This is a genomic window from Paenibacillus sp. G34 (genome assembly GCF_056856875.1).
Window position 1 is genome coordinate 4,428,813 of record NZ_CM166469.1, and the last position, 25,690, is coordinate 4,454,502.

The window sequence follows — 25,690 nt, forward strand, 5'->3', positions numbered from 1 at the left end:
TCCGAGGAAAGCTAGCTTCGTAGTTGTTTAAATTAACACGCCCTGTAAAACAATATGAATAAATATACAACAGAGCGTATAGAATTTCAAGCTACGAATTTAGCGATATAGAGCCGATAAACTCCGCAAAAACGTCATTGCCGAACAGAATACCTTGTTCGCTCAGTTTAAAGCCGTCTGCTGTCCGCTCAAGCAATCCTGCATGCAACATTTTGCCCAGCGGTTTCGCAAATACATCCTCCATGGATTCCCCGAACTGATCATGGAATCTTGAAGATGAAGCTCCCTCCAACATACGGAGTCCCACCATTAGATAATCCTCCATCGCTTCCGCACGGCCAATCTCGAAATGATCCAAACGAGGCAGTCCCGCACGTGAGGCTTCCACATAAGGATTAATCCCTTTAATGTTCATATGACGTTCACGGCCTACGTACCCATGTGCGCCTGCACCAAGTCCGTAATAATCCTCATTACGCCAGTATGTGATATTATGACGGCTCTCGAAGCCAGGTTTGGCAAAGTTACTGATTTCATACTGTTCATAACCCGCTTCTTTCATGCGCTTCATTAATAGAAGATACATCTGTAGCTCATCATCTTCATGAGGAAGAGGCAGTTGATTTTTTTGATACAGTGTATGGAAAAGTGTATTTTCTTCTACCTTCAGACTGTAGATGGAGTAATGCTTCAAATCCAGCTCCAGCGCCTTGTCGATGCTCTCGTTCAACATCTCTACCGTCTGGTTTGGCAGTCCAAACATTAAGTCGATCGACAGGTTATCCAGTCCCGCCTTGCGTGCATTTTCCAAGCTTCGGTATACATCATCCGTATTATGAATCCGGCCGATGCCTGTCAACAGGTCATTCTGAAAAGCCTGTACGCCAAAGCTGACACGGTTCACACCGCCCTCTTTCATCGCTGCCAGCTTTTCGGCATCCGTCGTTCCCGGATTGGCTTCCATTGAAAATTCAATATCGTCAGCCCAATTCGGAAAATAGGTTTTGACCGACCGCAAGAAATATGCCATTTCGTCCGGTTTCAATGCGGTTGGCGTACCACCGCCGACAAAGATTGTTTTGATCTCGCCCGGCGGATTGGCCTTAACGGTATGCTCCATCTCACGTTCTAGCGCCTCCAGGTACTGCATTACGGGCTGATCCTTCAGAACATAAGAATTAAAGTCGCAGTAAAAACACTTGTTTGTACAAAATGGAATGTGAAGGTACACCGCTTGGGGCGCACCTGTTTTCTGGTTGTGTGCTGCGAGTGTCACGGCAAGTCCCCCTCTATTTGAAAAAAGGAAAGCCAGTTGGCTTCCCTTTCAGCTAAAATGGTGATTTATATAAAGTGATCTAACAATTTACACATTCCACTCCAATGACAGAATAACCTTCCAATCGCTGTTATCCCCAGATTTTTTTGATTCCCTTTCCCAAAAGGGAAAAATCCGGTGATAAAGGCGAACGCTCCGCTTTTTCAGGTTTTTTCTGTCCTCTCCGTTAATGTGTAAAAATAGTTCACTTTATATAGTTTGATTACCAGTAATTCGATACGCACAATCTGTGCTGTACCTAAAATGCATTATTAATGCATTCTCTGATACGCAAGGTCTTGATGTACCCAGAGATTGCATTTTAATCATCAATTTTCAGTACCGCCATAAATGCCTCTTGCGGCACCTCCACGTTACCGACCTGCTTCATCCGCTTCTTACCTTCCTTCTGCTTCTCCAGCAGTTTCCGTTTCCGCGAGATGTCACCGCCGTAACACTTGGCAAGTACGTTTTTACGCATCGCTTTAACGGTTTCACGAGCAACAACCTTGGTACCTACAGACGCCTGAATCGGCACTTCAAACATTTGCCGCGGGATCAGTTCGCGCAGCTTCTCACAGATAATACGGCCGCGATTGTATGCACGATCTCTGTGAACGATGAAGGACAAAGCATCAACTTGTTCGCTGTTAAGCAGGATGTCCATTTTCACCAGATTGGACTGGCGATAACCGGACAGCTCATAGTCAAACGAAGCATAACCTTTGGTGCTTGATTTCAACTGGTCGAAGAAGTCATATACGATCTCAGACAACGGGATCTCATATGTAATCGTAACCCGTGTTGTGTCCATATATTCCATATTTATGAATTCGCCACGTTTATTTTGGCACAGTTCCATAACCGTCCCCACGTAATCATTAGGCACGATGATTGAAGCCTTCACATAAGGCTCTTCAACGTAATCAATCCGTCCTACCTCTGGGTAGTTGGATGGGTTATCAATTTGAATCGTCTCGCCGTTAGTTAGCGTTACGTGGTAAATTACGCTCGGAGCTGTTGTGATCAGCGGAATGTTGAACTCGCGCTCAATCCGCTCCTGAATAACGTCCATGTGCAACAGTCCCAGGAATCCACAACGGAATCCAAAGCCGAGTGCACTGGATGTCTCCGGCTCAAAGCTGAGCGATGCATCGTTCAACTGCAGCTTTTCCAATGCTTCGCGCAGATCCACATAGTCCGATGTTTCGATCGGATACAGACCGCAATATACCATTGGATTAATTTTACGATAACCAGGCAGTGGTTCAAGGGTTGGCTTTTTTGCGTCAGTAACGGTATCCCCGACTTGTGTATCGCCTACATGACGAATACCCGCCACGATGAAGCCTACGTCACCAACGTTCAGCTCGTCCACAATGGTCATGCGCGGCTTAAACGCTCCCACTTCAATCACTTCAAACGATTTGTTTGTTGCCATCATTTTGATTTTGGAACCCGCCTTGATTTTGCCGTCAATAACACGCACATACACGATAACCCCTTTGTAAGGGTCATAATGCGAGTCAAAAATCAGCGCTTTAAGCGGCTGATCCGGATCACCTTCAGGTGCGGGTACATTCTGTACCACTTGCTCCAAAATCTCTTTGATCCCGATGCCGGCTTTGGCTGAAGCCAATACAGCGTTGCTGGTATCGAGTCCGATAACGTCTTCAACTTCCTGCTTCACCCGTTCCGGATCAGCACTTGGCAAGTCGATTTTGTTGATAACCGGCAAAATCTCAAGATTGTTGTCCAGCGCAAGATATACGTTAGCCAATGTCTGCGCTTCGATCCCTTGTGCCGCGTCAACGACCAGCAAAGCCCCTTCACATGCCGCAAGACTACGCGATACTTCATACGTGAAGTCTACGTGTCCTGGTGTATCAATGAGATTCAATAGATACTCTTCACCGTCGTCTGCCTTGTAATTCAGGGCAACCGCTTGCAGTTTAATGGTGATTCCGCGTTCGCGTTCCAGATCCATCTGATCCAGAACTTGTTCCTGCATTTCACGTGATGTCAGCGCACCTGTGTACTCCAAGATCCGGTCCGCAAGTGTTGATTTACCGTGATCTATATGTGCAATAATTGAAAAGTTACGAATTTTACGTTGTCTTTCCCGAATGTCAGTCATTCCTTACCCCCAGAAACAGCCTAGTGTCAATCACTTCATTATAACAGTTGCTTTAAGGTGCATCAATCCCATGATGATTTAACTTTTATAATAACGTCACTTGAAGAGTGCCTCGAAGGTTTAGTTTTCCTTTAATTCGTCTACTTCTATTCATCCACTCCGCCAAAAAGAGAGACAACCCATTTGATGCCGCTGTTTGACAAGTTTTGCAGCAATCCTGCCGTTTTCTCCGCCAAAACATCCACAGGGGCCTTGTGCTGATCCGCACCTAACACCTGGCTTGGGGTCTGGACAGGAACGAACGTTTTTTTCACCTCTGTCTGCACAGGTTCGGATGATACAGGCTTGTTTTCCTCTGGAGCCGATTCTGTGGTTGTCATGACAGGGATACTTTCTACAGAGTTTTTATGCTGAAAACCACTACCTGCCAGCTGCATGCCAAGCAGAATACCTAGTAACATAAGCACACAGACAGACAGCATTTTTTTGCCGAATCTGGACATCTCACAAGCCTCCCCTTTCGATGAATGGCTAATCTAAAAAAAATCGTTTCATCGGATGCCTGCACATTCTCTATGTGTTGCGCGTTTTCAAACGACTTATCCACCCTTGGATACGGGCTTTGCACTCGCTTTATCTACATTCTGCTCGTTCCAATATACTTCCGCGATCATATCGGCTAAAATTTTGGAAGTTCGTTTCAACTCGGCAGCCGTATTGTCAATGCCACCGATCTCGATCAAAATGCTATTTGGGGAAAGGGTCTGGTTATATTCTCCATTGTTGCCTCCTCCACCATTTTTACCCCACACTCCCCGGGACACTCCCGGATATTTGGCTTCAAGCTTTTTATGAATCTTTGCGGCAAAAGCCTCATTCTTACGCCAATTCGGATTCTCATGTCCAATAATAAAATAAACCTTGGCGTAACTCTGGTTACCGATCGTTGTTGTCGTTTTTTTATGCCGCTGGGAATCCCGGTGAATATCAATTAAATATGTCAGCTCATCATTCTGAGCAAGCGCCGCTTTGACAGTCTGTCTCGAATATTTATAAGAGAAGTTCCAGTTATAGTCTTTGATTTTCGTCTGATAATCTTCCTTTGCATGTTCTACACCAACACCCAACTTCTCCAAGCTATCCGATAGATAGGTGCCCACTTGAAAAACATTACCTGTCGCCTTACCAGAGGACGGATTATCGCTATTAATGCCTAGCAGTGGATTATATCCTTCACGCGGATGAGAGTGATAGATAAGCACCGACTTTTTAGTGATTGCCGAGTTTCCTTTGTCTTGTCCACTTCCCCTAGAAGGTGGTTCTCCATCTACTGCACCTTTCCCTTGATCATCCTTTCCGGAAACATCTGGTTCATCCTGCCCTGGAGGGACATGTAAACCACTTCCCGGTTTCCCTTCACCAGAGGAAGCTGTTTCCGTAATCCCCGGACCTGGTTGATAATCTTCTGGCGCTTCCGCCTTCGTATTGCCAGAGCCAGGACGAAGTAGAACAGGTTGATTTGCGCCCATGCCAGGCATTTCACGTGCGATTAAACTTTTGGGATCTTGAGGATTCACATTCGTAAGCAATTGAAACACAAAAGAAGTCAGGTTTTCACCGGAAATCGCGGCATTCTGTTCCTTCTGGGTAAGATGAGGCACTTCCATACCTAACATATCCACAAAGAAGCGGCTTGAGACCGAACCTGCAAATCCTTTCATTGAAGAAACAGGAGAGGTGTTTAACCTTTTCTCCGCCATGCCTCCGAGCCCAAGTGCAACAAAAAAGAGGGCGGATATGATCATAAGCAGCAACAGTGTACGGCCCATGGCCAGCACGTGCAGACATCTTTTTTTCCACTTGCCAATGTTCCATGTCAATATCTTGTTCATTCTTATGTCTCCTTCCCTTGCAGAACAACTCTTATACTTCAACTCTATGAGCGTGTGCAATTTGATAGAACAGGAAGTAGAAAGATATATAGAACAAAAAAAGAAAGTCCGATAGATTCGGACCTTCTTCTCCGTTCCGTATAAGGTGGTACTCTCTTAGTGGGTATAAGCTGCAACGTTGCCAGGATGAACTGCCTCATGCAGTGCTGCATTAAGTCCGGTTGCAATAACATTGGCAATGCCTTCAATGAATTCGTCTATTTCTTTCGGTGTGACGATCAGGTCATGTCCTAGCGGTTCAAGCACTTCTTTTACCAGACTCAAACGATCCGATTCACCGATGTCATCAAGCATGCCCATGATTTGCTTGGTCTGATCTGTTTCCTGACGAAAGTGGGAACGCATCATTTCGATGACGTTGTTCACAATGGTCGAAGCATAACATACCGTCGGCACACCAATGGCAATACAGGGAACACCCAGAATCTCCTTCGTTATCCCACGTCGTTTGTTACCGATGCCTGAACCTGGATGGATACCAATATCAGCTACCTGAATCGTTGTATTCACGCGTTCAAGAGAGCGGGAAGCCAGTGCATCGATGGCGATAATCGCATCCGGACGGGTTCGCTCCACGATGCCCTGCACAATGTCACTGGATTCGATCCCTGTTGTACCCAGTACACCCGGCGCAATAGCGCTAACCTCACGGTACCCTGGCGCAACCTGATCCGGTACCAATTCAAAATACTGACGGGTAACCATCAAATTATCCACTACCAATGGACCGAGAGAATCCGGAGTGACTTTCAGGTTACCGAGTCCTACGATCAGCACCTTGGAATCTTTGCCAATACCGGCCTTCGTCATAAATGCTTCCATTTCCCGTGTGAATTCGGCGGCTACTCGTTCCTGTAATTCAGTATCCCCGTTGCGAAGGGATGGCACCTCGAGTGTGACATAATGGCCTTTGACACGTCCAATGGCTTTCGCTGCTTCATCATTTAATACATCAATTCGGGTGATGGTAATGCCGTCTTTGGAATCCACATCTTCACGCAGTCCGGGAATCGTCTGCCTTTGACTACCTTGGGCCATTTCTTTGGAATCGATGGCCAAATCCGTACGCACAGTATAATTTTGCAAATCCAGTGTCATCTGTGTCTCTGCCTCCCTTATTCCATTTGAGCATATTGTGTGGGAAAAAGGCGGGCTTTATGCAACATGCCGAACAACGATGCAAAATCTGTTGCAATTTATATGCTAGCGTGATAGAATATTTTAAGTTGTGAAACGTTTGTATTCATGCGAATGCCTTACAGGAGGTGAATGTAATGCCAAACATCAAATCCGCTGTTAAACGCGTAAAAACGAGCGACAAGCGCCGCGCACTCAACGCTTCTCAGAAGTCTGCACTCCGCACAGCTGTTAAAGCTGCTGATGCTGCTCTGGTAAGCAACGAAGTTGAAACTGCTAAAGCTGCGATTCAAGCTGCTTCCAAAAAGCTGGACAAGGCTGTAACTAAAGGTCTGGTTCACAAAAATGCAGCTGCACGCAAAAAGTCTCGCTTGGCGAAAAAACTGAACGCTCTTTCCGCACAAGCGTAAGAAGCGTTACTTATACGAACCAATGGAAAAATCCTGAACAGCATGGGCTTTCAGGATTTTTTAGCATCTGTTCCGCCAAGTAAAAGAACATACTTTAAAAAAACAACCTGAATACCTCCGATCTTATGTTGGACATCAACATACGGAGAACATTCAGGTTGTTTTTTGTTTCTTGTTTTGTTTTTTGTTTTTTTTGGGAATCTTAATATTCTGTTATGCACCAAGTCTTAACAAAAACAACTCCAGACCAAGAACCTTATCCACAGCTCCTGTTTTCATCTGATAATCGAGCTCACTCAAGTGACTGAGTATCTTTCTCAGACGGTCAGTTTCGAATTTCCGAGCCTGCTCCCCGGCTATTTTGACAGCATAGGGATGCAAGCCAAGTTGACTCGCGATCTGTTGCTGAGAGTAGCTCTGCTGCCCCAGCTCTTTCACTTGAATCATAATGCGGAATTGACGGGCAATTAGCGCTGCAATTTTAATTGGTTCTTCCCGCTGCTTCAAAAGTTCATAGAAAAGAGCCAATGCCTTTTCCAGTCTCAAGTTGGCCAGTTCCTCCACCAGTGCAAATACGTTCTGCTCCGTACTCCGAGCCACAAGTGATTCGATATCTGCACGCCGAATGGTTCCCCCTTGGCCTGTAAACAAACAAAGTTTGTCCACCTCAGCAGATAAGGCTTGCAGCCCAGTCCCCGCGTAACTAATCAATGTTTCTGCTGCTCCGGGTTCAAAGGTTACCTCCCGTTGTTTCGCAAGCTTGGCAATCCATTGGATCAATTCTTCCCCACTCAGCGGCGCAAAAGCCAGAACAACGGCCTGTTTCTTTGCCGCTTTTACGAGTTTCTTCCGTTCATCCAGCTTGTCTCCTGGTGCTAGAAAAACGATCGTGCTGTAATCAGCCGGGTTATCCATATATGTAATCAAGCGATCCACCTGATGCTCTATTTTGGATTCTTTTCCTGCGGTAAACAAGCTGGTGTCTCTAACAATAATCAGTTTGCGTGGAACGAGAAAAGGGACCGTTTCTGCTTCTTCAACAACAGCTTCAATCGGCGTTTCAGAGAGATCGTAGGGAATAACCGCAAAATCCTGGTGTTCCTCTTCAATGACATGCGTTTTTAACAGTTCCGTAAATTGCTGTATCTGGTATTTCTCCGTTCCATACAGCACATAAATTGGCGCAGTGTCTCCGCTGCGTATTGCCTTTGTTGCGCTTTTTATATCCATTCACCGTGCCTCCTTATCCCTCTTATCCTACCAGAAAAAACACAAGACAACAAAGGGACCTTCATCCGATTATGGATAAAGGCCCCCTGTTCTGCATCTATATAAACGCAGGCACAGCCATTCTAGAAATAGCCGGCACGCGGTCATACGACGTCAGATGTTGGATCAGAGATAGGATGTTCTTTAGTTATATCCAGTATATGCTTGTCATTCCATAAGGTTCATTCTATTTCAAAGAATGAAGCTCTTTATCCAGAACTATTTTGCAGGCGGCACATTAGATGATGCATTCACTTTGAAAGTGTCCTTAGTCATCGTTCCGTCTTTGTCCATTTCATATTCAAACTGTAAGCTGTCTTTGGACCAACTTCCCGACTTTAGAGCACCATCCACATTCCGTTGCTCAATTAGATTCAGAACATCCGGATCATTTGCTGATTTTGCATAAACGCTCAACTGGTCACCCATCAGCATCACAACATAAGAACCGTCAGGTGACTTCCATTCTTTAGTTGTTGTCGGTGCCGTAATTCCTTGTTCAGGAGCAACAAGTCCCTGGTGCGCTCCAGCAGCATCACCAGATTCTGTTCCTGTACCTGAATTATCAGCTTCATTGCCTTGGGCTGGGGCATCCTGGTTAGGAATGATCGTTTGAGCTGTAAATGTATCGTCTGACTTTTCGTTTGAATCCGGCGCACTTCTTTCATTTGGAGAGGAAGCATTGCCATCTTCTACATCCTGCTTTTTTTGCTCCGTTCCCTGATTCGGATTCATGCTTTTCTCTTGATTATTGCCCGTGTCTGAAGAAGGATTTGAATTTGCATCTTGTTTGCCTTTATCGGAAGAACCTGCACCCTCAGTAGAAGGTTTAGCTGATTCTTGATTATTAGAAGCATCTGGAGTTTTCAGTTCGGTTCCGTTGCTTTCGTCAGATTGATCGGCTTTGGGTTGCATAGAACCTTCCGTCACCGGATCGTTTGACGAGTCAGGTGCAATCGCACTTCCTTCTGCTCGGTTAGCTGAATCCGCTTGATCGTTATTCACTTGCATACTCAGCGCAGACTGCTCATCATTATTGCTATCTTGAGAGGCTCCTGATCTTATCATCACAGAGTCGGCATTCTCAATCTGCTCTGGCTGATGCCCCCAGATGGCAAATCCTAATATAACAGCTGCTGCTGCCGCACCCACGGACATACGCCCTGCCATCGAATTAAACCATTTTGTCTTCGCTTTCTGCTCACTTGAACTTGAACGCTGCAAATTCTCAAATGCCGCAGGGACAGGACTCATCTCTTGCACGGTACTGCTCTGTTCTTTACGCGCTTCGTCGATCGCATCCAGTTGAGGCATAATTGCATCAACCAGACTGAACTTAGGGCTCACTTGCGGTAAATCTTCCAGTTCTCTGGAAAGAGCTCTGAGCATACTAAAATTTTCAGCGCACTCCGGACACTTGGCCACATGCTGTAGCATCTGCGTCGTTTCCGCCTCGCCCAGATCATGATCCAGATACCGGTGCATCCATTCCACCACCTCTTCACATTTCATCCTGTCACACCACCTTTCTGATACTCCTGTAGTAGATTTTGTAACTGTTGTCTGGCTCTAAATAAGTAAGACTTCACCGTATTTAGCGGAAGATCGAGACAATCCGCAATTTCGTTATAGGATAAATCTTGCAGATATCTTAGAACAATGACGGTCCGATGATGCTCTGGCAACTTGTTGATCGCTTCCTGTATGTCCTTGGCTACATAAGTGGACATCACTTCAAACTCTACATCCTGCTTATCCTGAAAAACCATTTCATGTTCATCAATAGATACGGATGGCTTGGTTCTTCTGAACTTGTCGATGCAGATATTAGTCACGATGCGTTGCACCCAGGTTTTGAACTGGGCTTTTTCTTCATAAGAGTTAATCTTGGTGTAAATTCGGATCAACGCTTCCTGCGCAGCATCCAAGGCGTCCTGTTCATTATTTAGAATGTAATATGCGGTACGATAGACATGCTGTTCAATCTCCCGCAATAGGGTAATTAGAGCGTCGCGATCGCCCGATTGAGCGGCTCTGATGAGTTCCGGCTCTACCACAAAGGATCCCCCTCTCCCTGCAACCTTACTGACGTAAACATCGATAAAATTGTTGCAAAGTTAAGTATATTTTAATTTTTCATCACAAAATAACGGCTGTATGTATAAGGGCCGCCGAATCTTATCTTAGAATAACAGAAAATGCAAACGTAGTCACCAAACGTCTGTCATAACGGATTCCAGTACTTACACGACTCAAAACAAATGCAATGGCATACATTATGGTTAAGTACTTTTGAAGGCTAAAAATAAAAAAAGTCGAAATTTGTCCAAATTTAAGTTTATTTTAATGCTTTTTTCATGAAAATGGTGTATTGTAAATTTACATTCATAAGACGAGGTGATGAGCATGCCAGCTCTAGCAAGAATTCAAGAATTAAAAGAACAAATGCCAAAGGAATATCAAAGTATCTCCCACTTTGTGGAACATGCCTTGCAATCCATTGATACTTTGGTTGAGGAACACCGGAAATACGTTGCTGCGCAGGCGTTGTACGGCGATAAAATCGTCGGATCGGAAGAACGCTTGTACAGAGAAACAGTACTGGATGTCAGAGCACAGTTACTGGCGACACTGGAAAAAACGGTTGAAGATATTTTGCACAAAGGCGACAAACATTGGGATAAACATTTCAAGGACGGCGTGGAATAAATAATATTACCATTTATATTCAATCAACAGAACAGATATGAAAAAGGGGCTCCTTACCATTATTCTTCTTTAGAAGAGAATAGTGGCGAGGGGCTTTTTTTCTTACAACTAAAATAATGGCCAATTTCTCTCTAAGTTTTATGCATTATCAATATATTCACATTTAGGAACTTATTAATTCCAATAAGCATTAGGTTGTAGAGCATCATTGTCGAAGAGACAGCCATTGTAGTATATGTTCTGCCTTTTCCTGTATCTGTTCGGGAACATCCGTCTTTTCCAGCTGTGGGAATCGCCGTTCGTACTTGTTGAGATATTCGCTCACACACCATCGTACTGCCCAGTTGCTATCGATAGCATAAGGTATCCAAAAGAGAACTTCCAATTCGTCACTATCTTGTAACAATCCATAAGCATACCAACCACGTACCCCTCCTTCTTGCTCTTTACTCAGCAGTTCCCAAAACATGCTCCTTTCCTCCGCATCTTTCGGCTTTCCCAGAGCATGAACTGCTATTTTCCTAATGATAGAGCATGGGTCTGTGGAATGTGCCCATAGTTCCATTCTACTTAATTCTGCTTGCTGGATAGAACGAGAGAATTCTACTCCTCTTTCGATTTCATTCATAGTTATAATAGCCGACTTGAGAGGATCTGATTTTATTCGGGATGCATGATAATTTCTCCCCTTCGTTTGCAAACTTGAATCCAGGGCATGTATAACCCTACCTACATTTATTCTTGGTGCACTGTTCTCATAATCCTCAATCAGATCTGCATTTCTTACTAAAACACTTCGTAACTCAACTTCATCTAGTTCGAAATACTTCGAAAATAAATAGGCTGCAACACCTGCTATGAGCGTTGCTGCACCGGAAGTCCCCCCGTAATACGAAACCTCTCCCACAGTTATTGTTGATTCACAAAAAGGCACAGTCAAATGAAGCCGCGGTGCTAAAATATCTGGTCTGAAGTGTCCATCTCCATTCCTGCCAAAGGGTTCATCTGGATAGGGGATATGCATATAACGATTCTTGGTCCCACGGTCGTGATACCCCCCCACTGTGAAATAGTCAATTGGAGGCATAATATTTCCTAAACGTGTGTTTCCGTTTGAACAAACCACAAGGACTCCTTGCTTGACTGCAGATTGTAATGCTTGCACGGTGGAATACTCATGACTTCTTTTCAAAAGAACCAGGTTATCCGAAGCATGCCAGCCTGTGCACAAAATAATTCTGATATTCCAGCCTTGCTGCTCCAATATCCAATCCACCCCTGCTTTTAAACGCTCACCTTCCCCTTCCATAAACGCACCATGGTCAAGCACAATAAAATGAGCAGCGGGAGATATTCCTATATGTATTTCTCCATTTACATCAAATGGCTCATGGGATAACGCCAGTAGAGTTTTTAAACCATGTACTCCAAGCTCCGCATCTTCCCCATCCGAAAAAGAGCTGTTGCCAGATTGCACAGCAATATCATCGTTGCATTGCACAGACAAATCATGATTCACAGTAATATACTTGAGCCGATCACCTAAATGACGAATAGCTGGGTGTGGCCTTATTTGATCCACAATAATTACACCGACATGTTGACCCGAAGTTTGAAATTCCGGAGGTTCAGGAAAACCCAGTCTGGCCCACGTTGGATCAGGAATTTTATTTTCAATAGTCATCCTAATCGTCCCTTTCATTTTCATTCTGTATCAGCTTATACCGCACTTCGATCTCCCCATCTTTCACCCTCATCTGTACTTCTCCCATCTGGTCCGTTCGATAAATTTCGGAACCCATCGCTTCCAGACGTTTCATCACTCCCGGATTCGGATGACCATAGGTGTTGTTTACCCCCGCAGAGATTAATGCCACTTTGGCATTCCAATATTGAAGCCATGCTTCTGTAGAGGATGTTTTGCTACCATGGTGAGCTACCTTAAGAACATCTATTGATGCTCGCGATACGGAAACCACTGAGGATGAAATATCATTTGTACCTAAGCCAGCTCCTCCATCCATCCATTCAGGTACAACACGTGCACCCATTTTGTTATTTGGAACTGCTGCCTCTGCCGAATCTTGAATTTCTTGTTGAAATGAGTTTGCAAGCGAACCGTCCTGAATATCATACAGCAGGTTCTGTTCCGTTGCTGCTTCCATATCTCCGGTGAATAACATAGACGTTCCCGCCATCTCTAGTAAAAAAACAACTGACTCACCATTCTGATTCTCAAGAACAGGCACGTCTTCTGATGGATCACCCAAGTCACTCCGCTCCGGTGAGATAAAATATAAAACCGTCTCCTGATCTGGCCTATAGGTCATGCCTTGATGTATAACGAATAGCGGGATTTGGCGTTGCACGGCTGTATTCAGCAGATGATCGAACTTCTCTTTTCCACTCGACGTTCCATTAAACATCAAGCTTTTCACTGGAATCTGTTCGAGTACAGCCTGTAGCCCTCCGGCATGATCCTGATCGGCATGTGTGACAATAACCGCATCGAGTTGATGAATGCCTCTCTTTTTCAATAATGGAACAACGACCTTAGCCCCTACTTCATACGGATCACGCCTCGTTTTCCACGAATGTTCGCTGCCTCCAAAATTAACCGTACCACCACCATCTATAAGGATATGTTTACCATCTGGGGTAGTGATCAGAGTACTGTCGCCTTGACCAATGTCCAAAAATTGCACCACACCTGTCCCCACTGGCCGCGGCGTCTGATATGCCCACCATAATCCAACCGCTAAACTGATCGCAAGCACACCACATAACCATTGCTTAACTCTGCTCATATGCACTTCGCTATAGAAGCCTGCACCCTTCGATGTAAAAGCACTCGTATATTCAGGCCAAGCAATGCTGGCACCGAGAGCAGTGAGTGAACCTTGACCCGATTCTGCCGCTTGAGCAGCGATTCGTCTATGCATACCCATACCCAGCGGAGCTGTATCCTCTTCTCCAGCATGGATATGATGCTTATGAGTAGCGTTCCTCTGATGAAGCAAATAAAGCAACACATACAAAATTACATAATAGGCTGCGATCCACAACAACGAAGGTGTCGGCCAGATCATGACAAAACCAGAAAAACTGTTCATCCACTCCACACTAAGAAAGGTGAGTTTATTCAGCTGAATCGCAATCCATGCCAGAAGTTTCGCAACCGGAAACCACACAAAAGAAAAAATCATGGCAACTGCCCCTAAAGGCAGCACTACAGCACTAATCAAAGACACTAGTAAAAAGTTAGCTGCAAAGGACAGCAACGAAAACTGGTTGAAATACAGAATCGTCACCGGAAAAGAAATCAGCTGCGCTGTTACCGTAACCGAAGCTGTCGCCGCCAGTGATTTGGGCCATTTGCTGAACAAGCTGTTAATAAGCGGCATATAAATCATCAGCCCGGCAGTCACTAGAAAAGAGAGTTGAAAACTGACATTTAATAAAAAGTAGGGATTCCACCAAAGCATTAGCAAAGCCGCTGCACTGATAATCTGAATTCCATCTCTGGCAAATCCGCGCTTCGCCATATACAGACCAATCATCGACATGATGCCTGCCCGAATGACAGATGGAGACCCACCCGAAAGCAATACATACGCTGGCACGAGAATCAGCACTATCGTTAAAGCTGTCTCTCTGGTTAATCTCAGCCATGATAAGAGCATAAGTAATGAAGCAACATACACCGCAACATGTGTACCGGAGATGGCAAGGATATGGGTGAGTCCGAGTTGAGAGAATTGACCATACGTATTCGGATCAACATCCTTCGCCATGCCGATGATCAGCCCTTTCATGTAACCGGCATGTGGCTCAGGAAACAAACGATCTACTGCTGAACCGAGCAATTGCCTTGCTGAATCTGTCCAACGCAGTATATTTATTTTCGCCAGTCCTTCTGGAGACACAGTAGTGACCGAACTGGCTCCCTTCACCTTGACCATCCAATGAATATACTGCGTCCTTAGATAGCTGCGATAATCAAATCCCCCAAAATTTCTGGCTTCACCTGGAAGAGCCAAAGAACCGGACAGCGTCAGCTTGTCTCCTCGCTTCCAAGAAGCTGCTGTCTCTTGTTCCTGCTTTTCCATTAAACGAACTTGCACGATGACTCGTTCATTTATTTTGTCCGAGGACTCTTGTGACTTTGGAGATTGCGGCAGATTATCTGGCGAAGAACCTTTATTCTCTGCTTCCTGCTCTGTTCCTTCATGTAGCCTCAGAGATGAAATTTGCATCTCAAAACTAGCCCGATCCCCATCTACCTTTACATCAGATACAAGTTCCCCTTCCATTTTAGCCTGAGCCCCGTCGATTACTTCAGTAAAACAATGTAAATATTCTGGCAATATACTATAATTCCGAGAGTCATTCCATTCCCATTGGATAATACCACCTGCAAAAGCGATGATTAAAAGAAGAATGGACCACCCACGGATATTCATAAAATACAGCAAGAGGGGAAGACATGCCATCCCCCCCACCACTCCCCAAATTAGCGCCCATCCTGTCAGCACACATGCCATGCCGCTTCCGCACAGCCAGAAGATCGCAAAGCGAAGTAATGGTCTGCCTTTCATTCCGTCCCTCTCCCTTCTTCTCATCGCCAAGGCAAATAAATACACAAAAAACCCCCGAAGCCCATTCAGGCTAGCCGGAGGTTCTTCCTCGTAATTATGAAACTCATCTTATAAAACATATCCCTGTTTTAACCTGCTCTAATGCGTCTTGACATGCTCTAACCTGACCTTAGGAGTGCTCGTTAGTTGCTTACGGTCATCATCGTCTCCCGTGGAGGCTGGTAATTGTCCAGTCTTCGGAACGAAATGCCTTTCTGATGCATCATATTTTTTACTTTACTCGTATCTTTGGGATATGAGCGATGAAATACAATCTCTGTAACACCACTGTTCGCCAGCATGTTGGCACATGTCCAGCAAGGCTCATCGGTTACATATACAGAGGAACCTTCGCGGTCAATCCGATCCGTGAATAAAAGCAAATTCTGCTCCGCATGGATGGTACGAATACAGCGTTGCTTTTTAACCATTTCTTCCTGCCCGTCCGTGACTACAAGTTCATATTCTTCCGATATCATGCAGCCAGCCTCGGAACAATCTGCTACCCCCATCGGTGCACCATTATAGGCAGTACCCAGCAGTTTTTTTCCTTGAACCAGCACAGCCCCTACATGCCGGCGAGGACAACGGGAACGTGTCGATACCATATAAGCAATGTCCATAAAATACGTATCCCAGTCCTTGCGAAGCTCTGTTGCACTCATGCAGTTTTCTCCTCTCGCCTTGAACCTATTACTATTATGCTGAACTTTTACCGAATCTGTACATAGGGAGCCATCTTCTCCAGCATCTTCATACCTATGCCCTTCACCTTGGTAAGATCGCTAACTTTGGCAAAAGGACCATGCGCATTGCGATAATCTACAATGGCCTGAGCTTTCTTCTGTCCAATCCCCGGAAGCTCCGTGAGTTTAGTGACAGGTGCCGTATTCACATCGATCTTGCCGTGATCTGCCGTCTCATTGGTTGTTTCGTCAGCAGGTTTAGATGTTGCTCCTGCTTCAGATACAGATAAACGGCTTTCATTTAATTGGGCCTCTGGCTGAGCCGGCGGATTGCCTTGATTGCTTGACACAGTAGGAGCAACATTAGGCTCCCGAACCTTCGACTCCTGTGCTGGAGCTGCGTCGTCCAATTTCCTCTCGCTCACCCCACCTTTAGGCGCAGCATCAGCTACATTCTCGGTAACCAAAGCAGCCGACTGTATAACAGAGGGACTCTGCTCACTTGTCGGCTGCTTGGCGCCGAGCAGCATCGGTTCCCAGCCACTAGGCGGCTGTTCACTTTTACCCGACCATAATATCAGTATACTTCCAACCACTGCTGCAGCAATGGACATCGCTTTGTTCCATCTCATCTTCCGCACGCTCCCTCATATTCAAAATAGAGATCATTTCGAACACGGGCGGTGCTTCCGAACCGTTAATTCTTTAGCTTATATCAGTTACATATTTTCATGTCATGTGGACCAGCGTCTCATGCATACAATGGAGGGAAGATACTGCGCCATTACCGTAAAGCATGAAAGGAGGCCTGAACCAATGAAGGTTGGATTTATCGGAACCGGCAGCATGGGCAGCTTGTTGATCTATGCCCTGATCCAATCCGGTGCACTCGAACCCCGTCAGATTGCTGCAAGCAATCGAACCCCTTCGAAAGTACGTCAGCTTTCCCTCCGTTACCCTGGGCTGCATGAATCACAGAGCAATCGGGAAACGGTGATTCGCAGCAATATCATCTTCCTGTGTGTGAAGCCGCTGGAATTCAGACATGTCATCGATGACATCTTGCCAGTTGTGAATTCCAATCACATAATTGTGTCGATCACTAGCCCCGTGCAGCTACGCCATCTGGAATCTTCACTTCCTTGCAAAGTCTCCAAAGTTATCCCCAGTGTTACACACCAGGTCGGCAGCGGAGCAACCCTGTTCATCCATGGCGAACGAATGACTGCCGAAGACCGCAATGTGCTGGAAGGCCTGATGAGTCATATCGGCAAACCCTACCAAGTAGATGAGGCCTGCACCCGAATCACATCCGACTTCTCCAGTTGCGGACCTGCGTTCATATCCTTCTTTTTGGAGCAATGGATTGAAAGTGCTGTGCGATTGACAGGGATCAAACGCGCTGATGCCTGTGCTCTTGCCGGTGAGATGCTACTAGGAACAGGCAAGCTGCTCACCGAAGGAGGTTATACTCCGCAAGAACTCCAGGCTCGTGTTGCCGTACCTGGCGGAATAACCGCACAGGCACTTGCACTGCTCAGAAATAATCTGGATGGCGTATTTGACAGCCTGATCCACACGACACATGAGAAATATGATGAAGATTTAGTCAAACTGGATGAGGTGTTTCGTACCAGTGAAATTAACCGGCAACAATATTAACCAGTTTGCCTGGAACGGCAATGACTTTGCGAATAGTCTTGCCTTCCAGCGCCTGTTTCACAGGTGCAAGTTCCATCGTATAATCCTGCATTGCCTGTGAATCCAGATCCTTCGCGATAGTCGCACGAGTTACAATTTTGCCATTCACTTGAACCACGATTTCCACTTCTGCATCCACAGTCATGGTTTCATCGTATTCAGGCCAAGCCACGTAAGAAATTCCACCTTCATGTCCAAGGCGACTCCACAGTTCCTCTGCCATATGCGGCGCCAGAGGTGACAGCAATTGAACGAAGTTCTCCATCGCTTCGCGAGGCAGCGTCTCTGCTTTGTACGCGTCGTTGATGAAGATCATCAATTGGCTGATCGCCGTGTTGAAGCGCAGATGCTCCAGATCATCCGTTACTTTTTTAATCGTTTTGTGTGCTGTCCGTTTGAACTCATCCGTTCCGCCGTCAGCCGTAATTTTCTCATTGATCGCACCTGTGTCTTCGTTGATGAACAGACGCCATACACGGGACAGGAAACGATACATTCCCTCTACCCCGTTTGCGTTCCAAGGTTTGGTCGCTTCCAGCGGCCCCATAAACATCTCATAAAGACGCAGTGTATCTGCACCAAATTCATTTACAATCTCATCCGGGTTAATGACATTACCGCGAGATTTACTCATTTTTTCGTTGTTAGTACCCAGGATCATACCTTGGTTAACAAGTTTATAGAACGGCTCTTTCGTGTGTACGACACCCAGATCATACAGCACCTTGTGCCAGAAACGAGCATACAGCAAGTGAAGTACTGCGTGTTCTGCTCCACCAATGTACAGGTCAACTGGCAGCCATTGCTGCTGTTTCTCCTGTGAGATCAGTTCCTTGTCATTGTGCGGATCAATAAACCGCAGGTAGTACCAGCAGCTTCCCGCCCATTGTGGCATCGTGTTAGTTTCGCGGCGAGCCTTCATGCCCGTTTCCGGATCAACTGTATTTACCCAATCGGTCACGTTAGCCAGTGGGGATTCACCTGTGCCTGAAGGTTTGATCTGATCAATATCAGGCAGCAGCAGCGGCAATTGATCTTCTGGCACTGTCTTCATCGTTCCGTCTTCCAGATGCAGAATCGGAATCGGCTCTCCCCAATACCGTTGACGGCTGAATAGCCAGTCGCGTAGACGGTAGGTTGTTTTCCCTTGTCCTTTGCCGTTCTCTTCGAGCCAAGCAATCATTTTCGCTCCAGCTTCTTCATTGTTCAACCCGTTCAGGAAATCGGAGTTCACATGGCCGCCGTCACCTGTATATGCCTCTTTTGTAACATCTCCGCCTTCGATAACTTCAATGATATTCAGGTCAAACTGCTTCGCAAATTCCCAGTCACGCGCATCGTGGCCCGGAACAGCCATAACAGCTCCCGTACCATAGCCAGCAAGTACATAATCCGCAATCCAGATCGGCAGCTTCGCCCCGTTTACCGGATTGATCGCGTACGCACCTGTGAACACACCTGTTTTATCTTTGGCCAAGTCCGTACGTTCCAGATCACTCTTACGCGCAGCCTGCTCCTGATAAGCTTTCACTGCCTCGCTTTGTTCTTCGGACGTAATCGCATCAACCAATTCATGCTCTGGAGCCAGAACGGCAAAGCTTGCACCAAACAATGTGTCTGCACGGGTTGTAAATACTTTAATCACTTCTTCACGGCCTTCGATGGCAAAAACCACTTCAGCTCCGGTCGATTTGCCGATCCAGTTACGCTGCATATCCTTGATGCTTTCCGACCAGTCCAGCTCTTCCAGATCTTCCAGCAAACGCTCCGCATATTCCGTAATTTTCAGTACCCATTGACGCATCGGTTTACGTACAACCGGATGTCCGCCACGTTCACTCTTACCGTCAATAACCTCTTCGTTCGCCAGAACTGTGCCCAATGCTTCACACCAGTTCACCGGCACTTCATCGACATAGGCCAAACCTTTATTGTACAGCTGAATAAAGATCCACTGTGTCCATTTGTAGTACTCAGGATCTGTCGTACTGATCTCACGATCCCAGTCATACGAGAATCCGAGTGACTTGATCTGACGACGGAAGTTGTCAATGTTACGGAATGTGATGTGACGCGGGTGCTCTCCCGTATCCAGTGCATGCTGTTCCGCAGGCAGACCGAAAGCATCCCACCCCATCGGATGCAGTACATTATATCCACGCATCCGTTTGTAACGGGATACGATATCCGTTGCAGTGTATCCTTCCGGGTGACCTACGTGCAGTCCGGAACCGGACGGATATGGGAACATATCCAGTGCATAAAACTTCGGCTTGGACGGGTCCTCACCTGTTTTAAACGTTTTGTTATCATCCCAGTATTGCTGCCAACTTTTCTCCATCACTTGCGGCTGATAGCCGTGCTTCGGCTGATGATTCTCACTCATCTATATTCCTCCTTCAGGTTATAAGCAATTTATAGCAACAAAAAAACCTCAGCATCCCGTAGCGTTTGCAGCGCTAGGGACGAGAGGTTGAATTCCCGTGGTACCACCCTAGTTAGCGGATGAACGTGCTTCGTCATCCACTCCCTTTAGACCTGTAACGGCGGTTAACCGATGCGGATTTCCAGTTCTGCACACAAGGCATAGAACTTTGTAATCACCGCATTTCTCCAAGGCGAGTTCGCAAAATACTGTCAATCGGCTTGCACCAACCGCCGACTCTCTGTCATGTACAGCATTTACTACTGATCCTTATCATCGAAATATGTATACAATATAGGAAGCATTATATAAAAATGCAAGCTCAAAGTCAATATGACGCGTCACTTTCATCTTTTTACATGACAAACTGTTGCATACCACATGCAACAGTTTACGGATTAGCTTTTCCGAAAACGTTCTATCCCCTCCTGCAGATTCTGGATTGTCCCGTCGACATGCTCCTTGTTATCATAATGACGGTAGTCACATTCAATCCGGAGCGCAAGATCAAAATACAAATCATACAAACGTCTGCGCTTTCGCTCATTTTCCGTTGTAATCTCACGTCCATATCCTTTGAGGAATCCTGGAGTATAGTTAAAATGACTGAAATAATGCTCCATGAGCGGATCAGCCCACAACGAGCGTTCAAAATCAATAATGCCCGTAATCTGCGTATCCTGCACCAGCACATTGCCATCCCATAAATCCCAGCTGATCAGAACAGCTTCGGTTACCTCATCCAGTGCATCCGCTCTCTCCTCGATCAGACGTCTTAGCTCGTTGTAATCAATCCCGACGTCAACCTCCGCCTCTTGCCCATCCATGAGCATATCCTCCATTAACATCAAGAAAGCTTCTCTCCATGTGGCACGTTGTCTGTCTTTCCCGGAAAAATAACCAAACCGTTCACCCTGAATCTCGTTGATTCGCTTATTGTAACGACCTAACTGCTGTTCTACCTCTTCCTGCTGCTCGGCAGTAAAGTGCGTTTTGGTCTGATTGTATGGTTTCCCTGACATGTATTCCATAATGAAAAATTGCGCCGGTGCGAACTGGAGCGAGGAATCATAAACGAGCACCTGGGGTACAGGGACATCTTGCAGTTCGGCAACAAGCCGGAGTGCCTCAACTTCTGCCGTCATTAAATTCTGTTCACAGCGCATCAGATTAGTCGCAGCCAAAGGTGCTATTTTAAGAACAACTTTCCGTCCGTCATCAAGTGTGATTTTATAAGCTTGGTTTGCCCAGCCTTCAATCATTTCCTCATGATCTTGAATCGATACAGCGAGATGATGCTTCATAATCTGCTCCAACTGCTCTTTGGACAATCTTGTTTTATATGTACTTTCCATATCTGTACCCCTCCCATTGTGAGATTAAATCCACTTTAGAAAACGCTTTCTATACCTATTTATTATGGCTTGCTTTGCTTCAAGCAGCAATACCTTATATCATATCTGTTCAAAAAAACTGCCCCTAGCAACATACTCGCATGCTGCAGAAGGACAGTTCATCATCATAAATATAAATCAAACCTGTTAATGATAAGTGAATACTATTTCACGGCTACGTAGAACAACCGCTGTGCGCTTTCCCCAGCTTCTTTCCACTCAAAGTCAGCATACACCTTCACGTCTCGAAAGCCTGCTTTGCTTAACTCCAGCTTCATCCAGTCCGGATCATAAGCACGCTGCACATGAACTTCCTCAAATCGCTGATAGGTATCCTTGCTTCCCCCATCCATGCGAGAGAAAATGCTCAAATGATGTTCAATTTCACAACGTTCCTGGTCGAAATCACACGTCCAAATATACGAGACAAAGCGCTCATCCAACACAAAAGGCTGTTCCTCATCATACCGAATCAGTGTATTCGGATGATGTACGTCAAACAGAAACGTACCGCCCGGCTTCAACATCTCATACGTACGCTCAAATGTACGAACCACATCATCCGATTCCAGCAAATAGTTCACACAATCACAGAACGAAATGACCGAGTCTACCGGTTCCGGCACTCTCCATTCCCGCATATCCTGCTGCACCCAGCGCACACTGCCTTCCCGGTACAAACGATGTCCCTGAGATGTGGCTTCCATTTTGCTACGTGCAACAGACAGCATATCTGAGGAGAGATCAATACCTGTCACTTCAAAGCCGGAGTTCACCAGCGGAATCGTGATTGAACCTGTTCCACAGCCAAGCTCAACGACACTTTTAGGCATGCCATGCTGTTCCCAGGCTGTTCTTGCAAACCTTATCCAGTCCGGATAAGGCATATCTTCCATTAATTCATCGTAAACATAGGCAAATTTCCGGTAAGACATGTCGGCACCGCACTTTCAATTTCATTTTTCCTTATCGAATGATATCAAATCCAAAGAAAAAGCAGGGCATCCATTCCGGTGTTCACCCAGTCTGGCCCTGCTTTACCTAAATCGGTGCATCATACATCCGCTTCTCTTCATAAAAACATACTATACGTTGTACAGAATGAATGAATTTAACTTTAATGAATGATGTACCCTGTTATCGATCGTCAGGTCTACTTCTCTTCCTGCTCTGGTTTAGGCGCCGATTCGGACAGATACGTCCAGTTTTCCTTTTGTACCACCAGTCCATCTTTCATTAGCTTGCCCAGGGCACGCTTAAACGCCGATTTACTGATGCCGAAACGTTGTTTGATAATATCTGGCGGTGTAGCATCCGAATACGGCATACCGCCCATAGGACGCTCTTTCATAAATGCAAGCAGCTTGTCTGCATCTTCATTACGTCCAACTTCTTTACGCTGCGTCATAGCCAGATTTACACGCCCGTCTTCACGCACCAGCGTAACCCGACATTTCACCTTTTCACCCAAACGCAGCATATGACTGCGCTCCGAGGAATGAATCATGCCAATCGCTCCAAAACCGAGTACACCCCCGTCAACGAGTACAAACGTCCCCATCTGAAGTGGCTTGTATACCAGTGCTTCAACCCACTCATTGACCCATGTAGTTGGAGCGTGGAAGGCAAGCGGTGCAAGTTCACGTTCACCAGCCAATTTGGCGCGTAAACGTCCTTGCTTGTCATGTTCCATCATCACGAACACTTCATCCCCAACTTGAGGACGCAGTTCTTCGAGTTCAGGCAATTCACGGATTGGAAGCAGCAACTGGCGTCCGAGACCCATCTCCAGGAAGCAGCCAAGGCGCGGATGCACATCAGCTACGACCAGTTTAGCCATTTCACCCAGCGTAAGGTAAGGCTTTTTCATCGTAACAGCCAGACGGTCTTCTGTATCAAAAAATACAAATACCTCTAGCGTTTCACCAATCTTGATATCCCGAGTCAACTCGGTATAGTGAAGTAATACATCTTCCGATCCTGTCGTCAAAAAATAGCCAAAAGGAGACACTTCACGTGAAACCGGTAGCGAGACGACCGTTCCTGCAATCAAACTCATACCGTTTCCACCACTTTGGCGTCAGACCACAGACGCTCGATATTGTAATACTCGCGCTCATCGCGGTGGAATACGTGAACCACGACATCTCCAAGGTCCATGAGTACCCAGCGTGCGGAATCCATACCTTCAATACCTTTAATAACCGCACCAGCCGCGTGAGCCTGTTTGCGAATCTCTGTAGCAATCGCTTGCACCTGTGTATCCGAGTTACCATGGCAGATTACAAAATAATCTGCAACAAGTGAGATATTGTTCAGGTCAAGAGCTACAATATTCGATGCCTTTTTATCGTCAGCGGCAGCAACCACCATGTTCATAAGTTCTTTCGATGATACTGTCATGAACCAACCTCCATAATCTATAATTGTGCTATTAAATCATTACGTGAGAGTACCGTGAGCGGATAGATGACACGGCGCTGGGAGAGCAACAGGCTGATGGTCGAATCAAAACCCGCAATCAATCCTTCCTCCAGACTCCGCTGAGCCTGCTCACGAATATACTCCACCCCTGGGAAATCACGCCCAGGCTCGATATAATCGGCAAGGCATACGACTTTGTCCAGTAGACTCATACCTACCCTACCTGAAGTATGCCACCGAATCGCATGAATAATCTCCGAATCGGTCACACCATAATCCCGTTCAGCTACAAAGGCACCCACTTCCGAATGCCAAAGCTGCTTGTCATGCTGTAAAAGTTCAATATTTAATCCGTTATCACGAATAACGGCTTCCATCTCGGCTACTGGCCAATATTTGGCCACGTCATGTAAAATTGCCGCAATATCCGCTTTCTTCGGATCAGCACCGTACTTTTCTGCCAAAGCAACCGCAGATTCCATGACACCCTGCGTGTGCTTCCAGCGTTTGGCGGGCATCTGTGCAGAGACAGCCTCGATTAATTCCTCACGGCTTAGTGCCATATAAACCGCTCCCTACAATGTATTGATGAACTGCATCAGGAATCATAAACCGAACCGAATGTCCACTCGCAAGACGTCTGCGAATGGCTGTAGAAGAAATATCAACAAGCGGCATTTCAGCAAGCAGTACCCGATTCTGTAGTGCATCCGGCAGATCATCAAGATGTAGTTGAAAGCCCGGGCGTCCAACACCGATAAAGGTCAATCTGGACGCCAGTTCTTCAATCTCTTCCCATTTGGGAAGATAATTCACCATATCCGCCCCAATGATGAAATAAAATTCATGTTCAGGGTGACGGCGCCACAATTCACGCATCGTGTCGATGGTATAGGATACGCCGCCAAGTTCCATTTCAATGCCCAGAACCTCATATTGAGGAGCATCCTTCACAGCCGCTTCCGTCATCTCGAGGCGCTGCTGTCCTGTTGCACCTGCTCCAGGTTTGTGAGGCGGGACATGGGAAGGCATGAACCAGATTTCATCCAGTGCATGCGAATCCCTCGCCGCTTCGGCTGCCAGCAGATGCCCCATGTGGATCGGATCAAACGTACCGCCCATGATGCCGATCTTCACCCGCACCACTCTCCTTATCTTGGAAGTTCGATTTGTTTATTATCCCGTGATTCTTTGTACAGGATAATTGTACTACCAATCACTTGTACAAGTTCGCTGCCTGTTTCACGGGCAATCTCTGCTGCAATCTCATTTTTATCATCCAGATTGTTGTTCAGCACTTGTACTTTCATCAGTTCACGTTTCTCAATCGCCTCTTCGATGTGACGGAACAAATGTTCATTCGTGCCACCTTTGCCAATTTGAAAAACAGGGGTCAGATGATGAGCCTCTGAACGCAAGAAACGCTTTTGTTTACCAGTTAACATGAATACTCCATACTCCTTATATTGAGCAGACCCCATGTCCAGCGCGAAG

23 protein-coding genes and 1 other annotated feature are annotated in these 25,690 nt (G+C 46.1%); of the genes, 3 read left to right on the top strand and 20 right to left on the bottom strand.

The window, feature by feature from the left end:
• Window positions 1-91: 91 nt before the first annotated feature.
• The 5 genes from hemW to gpr all read right to left on the bottom strand — a co-directional run bounded on the left by hemW (window position 92) and on the right by gpr (window position 6,502).
• Complete coding sequence (gene hemW / locus AC1VYS_RS20240) at window positions 92-1,276, bottom strand: radical SAM family heme chaperone HemW (RefSeq protein ID WP_441929384.1); 1,185 nt, start codon at window positions 1,274-1,276, stop codon at window positions 92-94.
• A gap of 361 nt (window positions 1,277-1,637) precedes the next feature.
• Window positions 1,638-3,452: a translation elongation factor 4 gene (gene lepA, locus AC1VYS_RS20245; RefSeq protein WP_482911179.1), complete on the bottom strand. Its 1,815-nt coding sequence runs from the start codon at window positions 3,450-3,452 to the stop codon at window positions 1,638-1,640.
• A 146-nt stretch (window positions 3,453-3,598) separates the two neighbouring features.
• Window positions 3,599-3,955 (bottom strand): DUF3679 domain-containing protein, encoded by a 357-nt coding sequence (locus tag AC1VYS_RS20250; RefSeq protein WP_482911180.1) that lies wholly within the window; start codon window positions 3,953-3,955, stop codon window positions 3,599-3,601.
• Window positions 3,956-4,051: 96 nt separating this feature from the next.
• The gene (locus tag AC1VYS_RS20255; RefSeq protein ID WP_482911181.1) at window positions 4,052-5,344 is read right to left on the bottom strand and encodes a stage II sporulation protein P; all 1,293 of its coding nucleotides are present in this window, start codon (window positions 5,342-5,344) and stop codon (window positions 4,052-4,054) included.
• A 156-nt stretch (window positions 5,345-5,500) separates the two neighbouring features.
• Window positions 5,501-6,502: a GPR endopeptidase gene (gene gpr, locus AC1VYS_RS20260; protein ID WP_482911182.1), complete on the bottom strand. Its 1,002-nt coding sequence runs from the start codon at window positions 6,500-6,502 to the stop codon at window positions 5,501-5,503.
• 176 nt (window positions 6,503-6,678) lie between these two features.
• Between gpr and rpsT the strand changes: the two genes are divergently transcribed.
• Complete coding sequence (gene rpsT / locus AC1VYS_RS20265; RefSeq protein ID WP_090914815.1) at window positions 6,679-6,951, top strand: 30S ribosomal protein S20; 273 nt, start codon at window positions 6,679-6,681, stop codon at window positions 6,949-6,951.
• A gap of 213 nt (window positions 6,952-7,164) precedes the next feature.
• Here rpsT and holA read toward each other — a convergent pair whose 3' ends face one another.
• From holA to AC1VYS_RS20280, 3 genes are all read right to left on the bottom strand, one after another.
• Entirely contained in the window at window positions 7,165-8,181 is a 1,017-nt protein-coding gene (gene holA, locus AC1VYS_RS20270) for a DNA polymerase III subunit delta (protein WP_482911183.1), read from the bottom strand.
• Window positions 8,182-8,439: 258 nt separating this feature from the next.
• Window positions 8,440-9,732 carry an anti-sigma factor family protein gene (locus AC1VYS_RS20275; RefSeq protein ID WP_482911184.1) on the bottom strand — a complete coding sequence of 431 codons (1,293 nt, stop codon included), beginning with the start codon at window positions 9,730-9,732 and terminating at the stop codon, window positions 8,440-8,442.
• Window positions 9,729-10,277, bottom strand: a complete 549-nt coding sequence (locus tag AC1VYS_RS20280) for an RNA polymerase sigma factor (protein ID WP_154983218.1) — start codon at window positions 10,275-10,277, stop codon at window positions 9,729-9,731. Before AC1VYS_RS20280 ends, AC1VYS_RS20275 begins: the two co-directional genes overlap by 4 nt.
• Window positions 10,278-10,626: 349 nt before the next feature.
• On the opposite strand from AC1VYS_RS20280, the gene AC1VYS_RS20285 reads away from it, so the two are divergent.
• Complete coding sequence (locus AC1VYS_RS20285; RefSeq protein ID WP_441929377.1) at window positions 10,627-10,929, top strand: hypothetical protein; 303 nt, start codon at window positions 10,627-10,629, stop codon at window positions 10,927-10,929.
• A gap of 205 nt (window positions 10,930-11,134) precedes the next feature.
• Here the strand turns inward: AC1VYS_RS20285 and AC1VYS_RS20290 are convergent, their stop codons facing one another.
• From AC1VYS_RS20290 to AC1VYS_RS20305, 4 genes are all read right to left on the bottom strand, one after another.
• On the bottom strand, window positions 11,135-12,637 hold the full coding sequence (locus AC1VYS_RS20290) for a S8 family serine peptidase (protein WP_482911185.1): 1,503 nt from the start codon (window positions 12,635-12,637) through the stop codon (window positions 11,135-11,137).
• Window positions 12,615-15,527, bottom strand: a complete 2,913-nt coding sequence (locus AC1VYS_RS20295) for a ComEC/Rec2 family competence protein (protein ID WP_482911186.1) — start codon at window positions 15,525-15,527, stop codon at window positions 12,615-12,617. The genes AC1VYS_RS20290 and AC1VYS_RS20295 overlap by 23 nt, the downstream gene beginning before the upstream one ends.
• Before the next feature lie 182 nt (window positions 15,528-15,709).
• Complete coding sequence (locus AC1VYS_RS20300) at window positions 15,710-16,231, bottom strand: deoxycytidylate deaminase (protein ID WP_482911187.1); 522 nt, start codon at window positions 16,229-16,231, stop codon at window positions 15,710-15,712.
• A gap of 47 nt (window positions 16,232-16,278) precedes the next feature.
• Window positions 16,279-16,884 carry a ComEA family DNA-binding protein gene (locus AC1VYS_RS20305; RefSeq protein WP_482911188.1) on the bottom strand — a complete coding sequence of 202 codons (606 nt, stop codon included), beginning with the start codon at window positions 16,882-16,884 and terminating at the stop codon, window positions 16,279-16,281.
• A gap of 184 nt (window positions 16,885-17,068) precedes the next feature.
• Between AC1VYS_RS20305 and comER the strand changes: the two genes are divergently transcribed.
• Window positions 17,069-17,914 carry a late competence protein ComER gene (gene comER, locus AC1VYS_RS20310; RefSeq protein ID WP_482911189.1) on the top strand — a complete coding sequence of 282 codons (846 nt, stop codon included), beginning with the start codon at window positions 17,069-17,071 and terminating at the stop codon, window positions 17,912-17,914.
• Here comER and leuS read toward each other — a convergent pair.
• From leuS to yhbY, 8 genes are all read right to left on the bottom strand, one after another.
• Window positions 17,895-20,339, bottom strand: coding sequence for a leucine--tRNA ligase (gene leuS, locus AC1VYS_RS20315; protein ID WP_482911190.1), 2,445 nt, complete (start codon window positions 20,337-20,339; stop codon window positions 17,895-17,897). The two genes, comER and leuS, sit on opposite strands and share 20 nt — an antisense overlap.
• 72 nt (window positions 20,340-20,411) lie before the next feature.
• Window positions 20,412-20,664: a binding site (T-box leader), on the bottom strand.
• A gap of 112 nt (window positions 20,665-20,776) precedes the next feature.
• The gene (locus AC1VYS_RS20320; RefSeq protein WP_482911191.1) at window positions 20,777-21,733 is read right to left on the bottom strand and encodes a phosphotransferase family protein; all 957 of its coding nucleotides are present in this window, start codon (window positions 21,731-21,733) and stop codon (window positions 20,777-20,779) included.
• Window positions 21,734-21,936: 203 nt separating this feature from the next.
• Window positions 21,937-22,707, bottom strand: coding sequence for a class I SAM-dependent DNA methyltransferase (locus AC1VYS_RS20325; protein WP_482911192.1), 771 nt, complete (start codon window positions 22,705-22,707; stop codon window positions 21,937-21,939).
• Window positions 22,708-22,925: 218 nt separating this feature from the next.
• Entirely contained in the window at window positions 22,926-23,831 is a 906-nt protein-coding gene (locus AC1VYS_RS20330; RefSeq protein ID WP_482911193.1) for a CvfB family protein, read from the bottom strand.
• Complete coding sequence (gene rsfS, locus AC1VYS_RS20335) at window positions 23,828-24,175, bottom strand: ribosome silencing factor (protein ID WP_111272169.1); 348 nt, start codon at window positions 24,173-24,175, stop codon at window positions 23,828-23,830. The genes AC1VYS_RS20330 and rsfS overlap by 4 nt, the downstream gene beginning before the upstream one ends.
• Window positions 24,176-24,192: 17 nt before the next feature.
• Window positions 24,193-24,759 (bottom strand): bis(5'-nucleosyl)-tetraphosphatase (symmetrical) YqeK, encoded by a 567-nt coding sequence (yqeK, locus tag AC1VYS_RS20340; RefSeq protein WP_482911194.1) that lies wholly within the window; start codon window positions 24,757-24,759, stop codon window positions 24,193-24,195.
• On the bottom strand, window positions 24,743-25,333 hold the full coding sequence (locus AC1VYS_RS20345) for a nicotinate-nucleotide adenylyltransferase (RefSeq protein ID WP_482911195.1): 591 nt from the start codon (window positions 25,331-25,333) through the stop codon (window positions 24,743-24,745). Before AC1VYS_RS20345 ends, yqeK begins: the two co-directional genes overlap by 17 nt.
• A gap of 14 nt (window positions 25,334-25,347) precedes the next feature.
• Window positions 25,348-25,641: a ribosome assembly RNA-binding protein YhbY gene (gene yhbY / locus AC1VYS_RS20350; RefSeq protein WP_434750046.1), complete on the bottom strand. Its 294-nt coding sequence runs from the start codon at window positions 25,639-25,641 to the stop codon at window positions 25,348-25,350.
• Window positions 25,642-25,690: the final 49 nt, after the last annotated feature.